Source organism: Pseudomonas sp. AGC41 (assembly GCF_057334555.1).
Genome location: NZ_JBHFJB010000070.1, coordinates 10,156 through 16,460 on the forward strand (window position 1 = coordinate 10,156; position 6,305 = coordinate 16,460).

The following is a 6,305-nucleotide window of genomic DNA, read 5'->3' on the forward strand; positions in this document are numbered from 1 at the left end:
CCACGGGGTCGGTGCAGGCAAAAAAAACCGGCGCAACCAAAGTTGCGCCGGTCTGCTGCCAGTGGTCACGCGGATATCGTGGGTCCGCGCAGCCACCGTTTTGCCTGTTGCCGGTTACGCCCGTTCCAGCGCGAGAGCCACGCCCTGACCGCCACCAATGCACAGTGTCGCTAGGCCTTTCCTGGCGTCGCGCTTGATCATTTCATGCAACAGCGTCACCAGCACCCGGCAACCCGAAGCCCCGATCGGGTGGCCCAGGGCAATGGCGCCGCCGTTGACGTTGACCTTGTCCATGTCCCATTGCAGTTCCTTGGCCACGGCCAGGGATTGGGCGGCGAAGGCTTCGTTGGCTTCGATCAGGTCGAGTTGATCCAGCGACCAGCCGGCCTTGTCCAGGCAGCGGCGGGTTGCCGAAACCGGGCCGATGCCCATGATGGCCGGGTCGACACCGGCGTTGGCGTAGGCACTGATCTTCGCCAGCACCGGCAAGCCCAGCGCCTTGGCTTTTTCCGCGCTCATCAGGATCACGGCGGCGGCGCCATCGTTGAGCGAGGACGCATTGCCCGCAGTGACGCTACCGTCTTTCTTGAAGGCCGGCTTGAGCTTGCCCAGGGACTCGGCGGTGGTGCCAGCGCGAGGCTGCTCGTCCGTAGCAAAGGCCACCGGATCGCCCTTGCGCTGGGGAATCAGGATCGGCGTGATCTCATCGGCGAAACGCCCGGCTTCGATGGCGGCGACGGCTTTCTGTTGGGACGCCGCGGCGAAAGCATCCTGCGCCTCGCGGCTGATGCCGTATTTGTCCACCAGGTTCTCGGCGGTGATGCCCATGTGGTAATCGTTGAACGCGTCCCACAGGCCATCGGTGATCATGCTGTCGATCATCTTTGCGTGACCCATGCGCAAACCGGTGCGGGCCGCTGGCAACACGTACGGGGCCAGGCTCATGTTCTCCATGCCGCCGGCGATGATGACCTCGGCATCGCCACAGCGAATCGCCTGGGCGCCCAGGTGCAGCGCCTTCAGACCCGAGCCGCAGACCTTGTTCAACGTCAGTGCTGGCACGGCATGGGGCAGGCCGGCGAGGATCGACGCCTGGCGGGCCGGGTTCTGTCCGGAACCTGCGGTCAATACCTGGCCGAGGATCACTTCATCGACCTGCTCGCCGGACAGGCCGGTCTGTTCCAGCAGACGACGGATCACCGCGGCGCCGAGTTCCGGCGCGGGAATGGCAGCCAGTGAGCCCTGGAAGCTGCCGATGGCGGTACGGGTAGCGGCGACAATCACGACTTCTTGCATCGAATCTCTCCTCACTGGGCAGCGAACTGCATTTCCGGAACGTGGTCGGGCACGATCAGCTTGCCGGCGGTCTTGGCGACGATTTCCTCGACGCTGACGCCTGGGGCACGTTCCTTGAGAATAAAGGCGCCGTCCTGGATTTCCAGGTAGGCGAGGTCGGTCAGTACGCGCTTGATGCAACCGGCGCCGGTCAGCGGCAGGCTGCAACGCGGCAGCAGTTTCGACTCACCGTCCTTGGACGCATGGGTCATGGTGACGATGATGTTCTCGGCACCGGCCACCAGGTCCATCGCGCCGCCCATGCCCTTGACTAGCTTGCCGGGAATCATCCACGAGGCGATGTTGCCCTCGACGTCGACTTCGAACGCGCCGAGCACGGTCAGGTCGATGTGGCCGCCACGGATCATGGCGAAGGATTCGGCCGAGGAAAAGATCGAAGCGCCGATGCGCGCGGTGACCGTCTGTTTGCCGGCATTGATCATGTCCGCATCGACTTCGGCTTCGGTGGGGAACGCGCCCATGCCGAGCAAGCCGTTTTCCGATTGCAGCATGACTTCCATGCCTTCGGGAATGTAGTTGGCGACCAGGGTCGGGATGCCGATGCCGAGGTTCACGTAGTAGCCGTCCTGCATTTCGCGGGCGACGCGCTGAGCCATTTGTTCGCGGGAAAGTGCCATGGTGTTATTCCTTCATTCGGGCCGGGGGCAGGGGATCACTTACGCACGGTGCGCTGTTCGATGCGCTTTTCGAACGTGCCGCAAATGACCCGGTCGACGTAGATGCCGGGCGTATGGATGTGCGCCGGGTCCAACTCGCCGGGCTCGACGATTTCCTCGACTTCGACCACGGTGATCTTGCCCGCCGTGGCGGCCAGCGGATTGAAATTCTGCGCGGTATGGCGATAGACCACGTTGCCGAAATGGTCGGCCTTCCAGCCTTTGACGATGGCGAAGTCACCGGTGATGGATTCCTCCATCAGGTACTGGCGGCCATGGAACTCACGGACTTCCTTGCCTTCGGCCACGGGGGTGCCGACGCCGGTGGCGGTGAAGAAGGCCGGGATGCCCGCGCCACCCGCACGCATTTTTTCCGCGAGGGTGCCTTGGGGGGTGAGCACGACTTCGATTTCACCGCTCAGCAATTGCTGCTCGAACAGGGCGTTTTCGCCCACGTAGGAGGCCACTACTTTGCGGATCTGCCGGTCCACCAACAGCACGCCGAGGCCGAAACCGTCGACGCCGCAGTTGTTGGAAACCACGGTGAGATCGCGGGTGCCCTTGCGCTTGATCTCGGCGATCAGGTTTTCCGGGATACCGCACAGGCCGAAGCCGCCGGCGATGACGGTCATGCCATCCGTCAAGCCTTCCAGCGCTTCCTCATAGGAGCTCACGCGTTTGTCGAAACCTGCCATAGACACCTCTTTTATTCTTGAGTGGGGTCGCAATGAGATGCAGTGTTGCGCCAAGTCATATATTTGTTAAGTTGATTTTTAAGTGCAATTGATTGATAAAACTCAATAGTTGCTGCCCTACACTTGCAGCTTGAAACTCAACGCTTGCCGCTGGGAGCGCAGCGACCATGACCCTCAAGCAGATCCGCGCCTTCCTCGCCGTGGCCCAAAGCCTGAGCTTCGCCGTCGCCGGCGAGCGGCTGCATCTGTCCCAATCGGCCTTGAGCCTGACGATCAAGGCCCTGGAGGAAGGGCTCGGCGGTCGCCTGTTCAGTCGTAACACCCGTAACGTGGCGTTGACGCCCGAAGGCGAATCGCTGCTGCCATTGGCGCGCCGCCTGGTGGCCGACTGGGAGAACGCCGAAGATGAAATGCGCCAGCGCTTCACCTTGCAGCGCGGCCGCGTGACGCTGGCGGCGATGCCCTCGTTTGCCGGCAACCTGCTGCCGCCGATCCTCAAGACCTTCCGCGCCCGGTTCCCGAATGTCAACGTCACGGTCAATGACGTGATCAACGAGCAGGTGCTGGAAATGGTCCGCGATCGTCACGTGGAACTGGGCGTGGCGTTCGAGCCGATGCAAAGTTCATCGCTGGCGTTCACGCCGTTGTACCTGGATCGTTTCGTCGCGGTGGTACCGCTGGATTCGCCCCTGGCCAAGCTCGGCGCGATACGTTGGCAAATGCTGTTGCAGCAGCCGTTCATCACCTTGCAGCGACCTTCGACGGTACGGGTGATGCTCGAAGAGCATCTGCAGGCTCGCGGGATGAAATTGCCGGTCGAGTTTGAAAGCCATCAATTGGCAACAGTCGGGCGGATGGTTGCCAGCGGCCTGGGCGTGAGCGCCGTACCGGCCCTGTGTATCGGCCAGATGCACGAGCTGGGCGCGCGCTGCATCACCCTCAGCGATCCGGTAATAGAACGGGCCATTGGCGTGCTGACCAAGCCGGGATATGAATTGTCGGCGGCGGCCCAGGCGCTGTTCGATACGCTCAGGGATCAGGAGATGGGCGCGCAGATGATATCGAAATGAGCACCGTCCCCTGTGGGAGCGAGCCTGCTCGCGAATACGGCGGTTCAGTCAACATCCATGCAACTGATCCGCCCTCGTTCGCGAGCAGGCTCGCTCCCACAGAGGGCACCGTGGCCTCTAGATCAGCAATGGCAACAAGTCTTCGCAAGCCACTTCAACCTTCAGATCCAACAGCTCATCGGCGCGGGTCTTGCCGCGGTTGATCGCCAGCAGCGGCTTGCCCTGATCCTTGATCGCCCGGCACAGGCGAAAGGCCGAATACGCCATCAGCGATGATCCCACCACCAGCAATCCATCCGCTTGCCCGACTGCCTCGACGGCGCGAGTCGCGGTGGCGGCGGCGACGTTCTCACCAAAGAACACCACGTCGGGTTTCAAGCGTTCGCCATTGCAATGCGGGCAACGGGGGATTTGAAAGCGGGCCTCGAAGGCCGGGTCCAGCAAGGTATCGCCGTCGGGCGCTTGCACCGCATCGACACCGGCCAGGTACGGGTTCTGGTCCTCCATCAACAACTGGATCTGCTGCCGCTCGCTCGGTTGCCCGCAGTCCAGGCACAGCACCCGATGCAGACTGCCGTGCAACTCGATGACATCGCGGCTCCCGGCCCGGTCATGCAAGGCGTCGACATTCTGGGTGATCAAGCCGCTGATGCGCGCCTGTCCCTGCAACGCCGCCAAGGCCTCATGGGCCTGGTTCGGCCGTGCCTGGCGCAAGCGTGGCCAGCCCAGCATCGCTCGCGCCCAGTAGCGCCGCCGCGCTTCGGGTCTGGCGAGGAACTCCTGGTACATCATCGGTTGCCTGCCCCGTCGCACGCCGTCGCTGTCCCGGTAATCGGGTATGCCGGACGGCGTGCTGATGCCCGCTCCGGTCAGGACCAGGAAGCGCCGCCCGGTCAGGTATTCCTGCAATTGGTCGACGGGGTCACGGTGAAGATCGTCGGGCATTGGTGTACTCCGCTGGCCTGGATTCCTTGAGGGTAGCATCGGCTTCGTCACACGCCTTTCGTCGCCCGCCGAGGGTGATTGTTCAAACTTTCCCGGCGCGCGAGACATCCACCTTATGTGCGGTATTTCAGCGCTCTCGCACTGCGGTGCGTCGATGAACACTGATTAAGGAGAAGGTAAATGGCAACCCCTAAAGAGAACCTGCTGGATTGGCTCAACGACGCTCATGCCATGGAACAGCAAGCCGAGAAAATGCTCAAGGCCCAGGCCGAGCGGCTGGAGCACTATCCCGTGCTCAAGGCGCGGATCGAACAGCACATCGAAGAGACGCTCGGCCAGCAGAAGCTGGTGGAACAATGCATCCAGCGCCTGGGCGGCAGCCCGTCGATGCTCAAGGACATGGCCGGCAAGCTGATGGCGTTCGGTCAAGCCATGGGCGGCATGGCGATGAGCGACGAAGTGGTCAAGGGCGCCATGAGTGGCTATGTCTTTGAGAACCTGGAAATTGCTTCGTACACGGTGCTGATCGAAGCGGCGAAAGTGGCCGGTGACGTGGAAACCCAAAAGGCCTGCGAGCAGATTCTGCCGCAGGAAATCGCCATGGCTGAGTGGCTGCGCGATCACCTGCCGGAAATTACCCAGGCGTTCCTTGAACGTTCGGCCAATCCGCATACCGAAGCCAAGCGCTGAGGTGCAATGTGAGGCGCGGACCGGCACGGTTCGGCCGCGCCAAACCTGCCATCAACCGCAAAGAGGACAGGTATGAAGCAGACCACCGGTGAGGTGAGGGCTATCAATCGCCAGAGTGCCAGGGTGGGTGTCTATGTGGCGGAAGAAGACGGCCATACGGTGCTTGAGCTGGGGCCCGCCAATGATGTCGACATTGGCGATGTCATTGAATGGGACAGCGGAGCGGCCCTAGGCACGCAGACTTATCGCAACCTGACCAAAGGCTGGACCGATGAAGTGTATGTAGCGAAGCACGGCGTCGCGGCGGCCAACCTTGAAGTTCAATTACTGGTGGGATCCTGACGACAGCGGACCCCAGGAGGACAAACATGAGCGAACTGCAGTGTGGCTGCCCCGGCTGCCATTGCGAGGTGGATCCCGAGCGGGTGTTCAATCATGACGGCGAGGCCTATTGCAGCCAGGCCTGCGCGGAACAACACCCGAATGGCGAGCCATGTCCGGCGGCGGATTGTCATTGCGAACAAAGTGGCAAGGTCGGCGAGCGGGACATTACCAACAATCAACTCGATGAAGCGCTGGAGGAAACATTCCCGGCCAGCGACCCGATTTCACCCTGAACATCGCTTTTATCCGGGCATCGGCGACAGGGTGCCCGGACACCGCAAGCCGGTCAGTGCGGTGGTGCAAGACAACACCGGCAGCTCGCGAGTTTTGGCTTCCTGGAACGGCGCGCGGCCTGGGTGACGAGACCGGTGCAGTGGGGTGCCGGCGCCATTCGGCCCTTGGCGGACAGCGTGGAAAGACACGCACTGTTTTTACATGCTTAGAGGTAGCACCTTTGTGGGGGGGGGGCTGCTCGCGAATGCAATAGCAAGTTCAATATTGGTATCGAC

General features: G+C 62.2%; 8 protein-coding genes. 4 read left to right on the forward strand and 4 right to left on the reverse strand.

The window, feature by feature from the left end:
- Positions 1-114: 114 nt before the first annotated feature.
- From ACE04F_RS13350 to ACE04F_RS13360, 3 genes are read right to left on the reverse strand one after another with little or no spacing between them, the layout of a single operon-like run.
- Entirely contained in the window at positions 115-1,296 is a 1,182-nt protein-coding gene (locus ACE04F_RS13350) for an acetyl-CoA C-acetyltransferase (protein ID WP_486107339.1), read from the reverse strand.
- An 11-nt stretch (positions 1,297-1,307) separates the two neighbouring features.
- Positions 1,308-1,973: a CoA transferase subunit B gene (locus ACE04F_RS13355; protein ID WP_003180355.1), complete on the reverse strand. Its 666-nt coding sequence runs from the start codon at positions 1,971-1,973 to the stop codon at positions 1,308-1,310.
- Positions 1,974-2,008: 35 nt separating this feature from the next.
- A complete protein-coding gene (locus ACE04F_RS13360) occupies positions 2,009-2,707 on the reverse strand; it encodes a CoA transferase subunit A (RefSeq protein WP_486107341.1) in 699 nt (232 codons plus the stop codon).
- Positions 2,708-2,874: 167 nt separating this feature from the next.
- Here ACE04F_RS13360 and ACE04F_RS13365 point away from each other — a divergent pair, with 167 nt between their 5' ends.
- Positions 2,875-3,777, forward strand: coding sequence for a LysR substrate-binding domain-containing protein (locus ACE04F_RS13365; protein ID WP_486107343.1), 903 nt, complete (start codon positions 2,875-2,877; stop codon positions 3,775-3,777).
- Between the two features lie 117 nt (positions 3,778-3,894).
- Here the strand turns inward: ACE04F_RS13365 and ACE04F_RS13370 are convergent, their stop codons facing one another.
- Entirely contained in the window at positions 3,895-4,722 is an 828-nt protein-coding gene (locus tag ACE04F_RS13370; protein ID WP_486107345.1) for an NAD-dependent protein deacetylase, read from the reverse strand.
- Positions 4,723-4,902: 180 nt separating this feature from the next.
- Here ACE04F_RS13370 and ACE04F_RS13375 point away from each other — a divergent pair, with 180 nt between their 5' ends.
- The 3 genes from ACE04F_RS13375 (at position 4,903) to ACE04F_RS13385 (ending at position 6,029) form a co-directional block, all read left to right on the forward strand.
- Positions 4,903-5,412, forward strand: coding sequence for a ferritin-like domain-containing protein (locus tag ACE04F_RS13375; protein ID WP_305500226.1), 510 nt, complete (start codon positions 4,903-4,905; stop codon positions 5,410-5,412).
- Positions 5,413-5,484: 72 nt separating this feature from the next.
- Positions 5,485-5,754: a hypothetical protein gene (locus tag ACE04F_RS13380; protein WP_486107347.1), complete on the forward strand. Its 270-nt coding sequence runs from the start codon at positions 5,485-5,487 to the stop codon at positions 5,752-5,754.
- A 26-nt stretch (positions 5,755-5,780) separates the two neighbouring features.
- The gene (locus tag ACE04F_RS13385) at positions 5,781-6,029 is read left to right on the forward strand and encodes a metallothionein (RefSeq protein WP_305500228.1); all 249 of its coding nucleotides are present in this window, start codon (positions 5,781-5,783) and stop codon (positions 6,027-6,029) included.
- Positions 6,030-6,305: the final 276 nt, after the last annotated feature.

Coding starts and splice junctions, on each gene's coding strand:
- ACE04F_RS13375 (WP_305500226.1), top strand. CDS start 4,903: ATGGCAACCCCTAAAGAGAACCTGCTGGATTGGCTCAACGACGCTCAT.
- ACE04F_RS13380 (WP_486107347.1), top strand. CDS start 5,485: ATGAAGCAGACCACCGGTGAGGTGAGGGCTATCAATCGCCAGAGTGCC.
- ACE04F_RS13365 (WP_486107343.1), top strand. CDS start 2,875: ATGACCCTCAAGCAGATCCGCGCCTTCCTCGCCGTGGCCCAAAGCCTG.
- ACE04F_RS13350 (WP_486107339.1), bottom strand. CDS start 1,296: ATGCAAGAAGTCGTGATTGTCGCCGCTACCCGTACCGCCATCGGCAGC.
- ACE04F_RS13385 (WP_305500228.1), top strand. CDS start 5,781: ATGAGCGAACTGCAGTGTGGCTGCCCCGGCTGCCATTGCGAGGTGGAT.
- ACE04F_RS13355 (WP_003180355.1), bottom strand. CDS start 1,973: ATGGCACTTTCCCGCGAACAAATGGCTCAGCGCGTCGCCCGCGAAATG.
- ACE04F_RS13370 (WP_486107345.1), bottom strand. CDS start 4,722: ATGCCCGACGATCTTCACCGTGACCCCGTCGACCAATTGCAGGAATAC.
- ACE04F_RS13360 (WP_486107341.1), bottom strand. CDS start 2,707: ATGGCAGGTTTCGACAAACGCGTGAGCTCCTATGAGGAAGCGCTGGAA.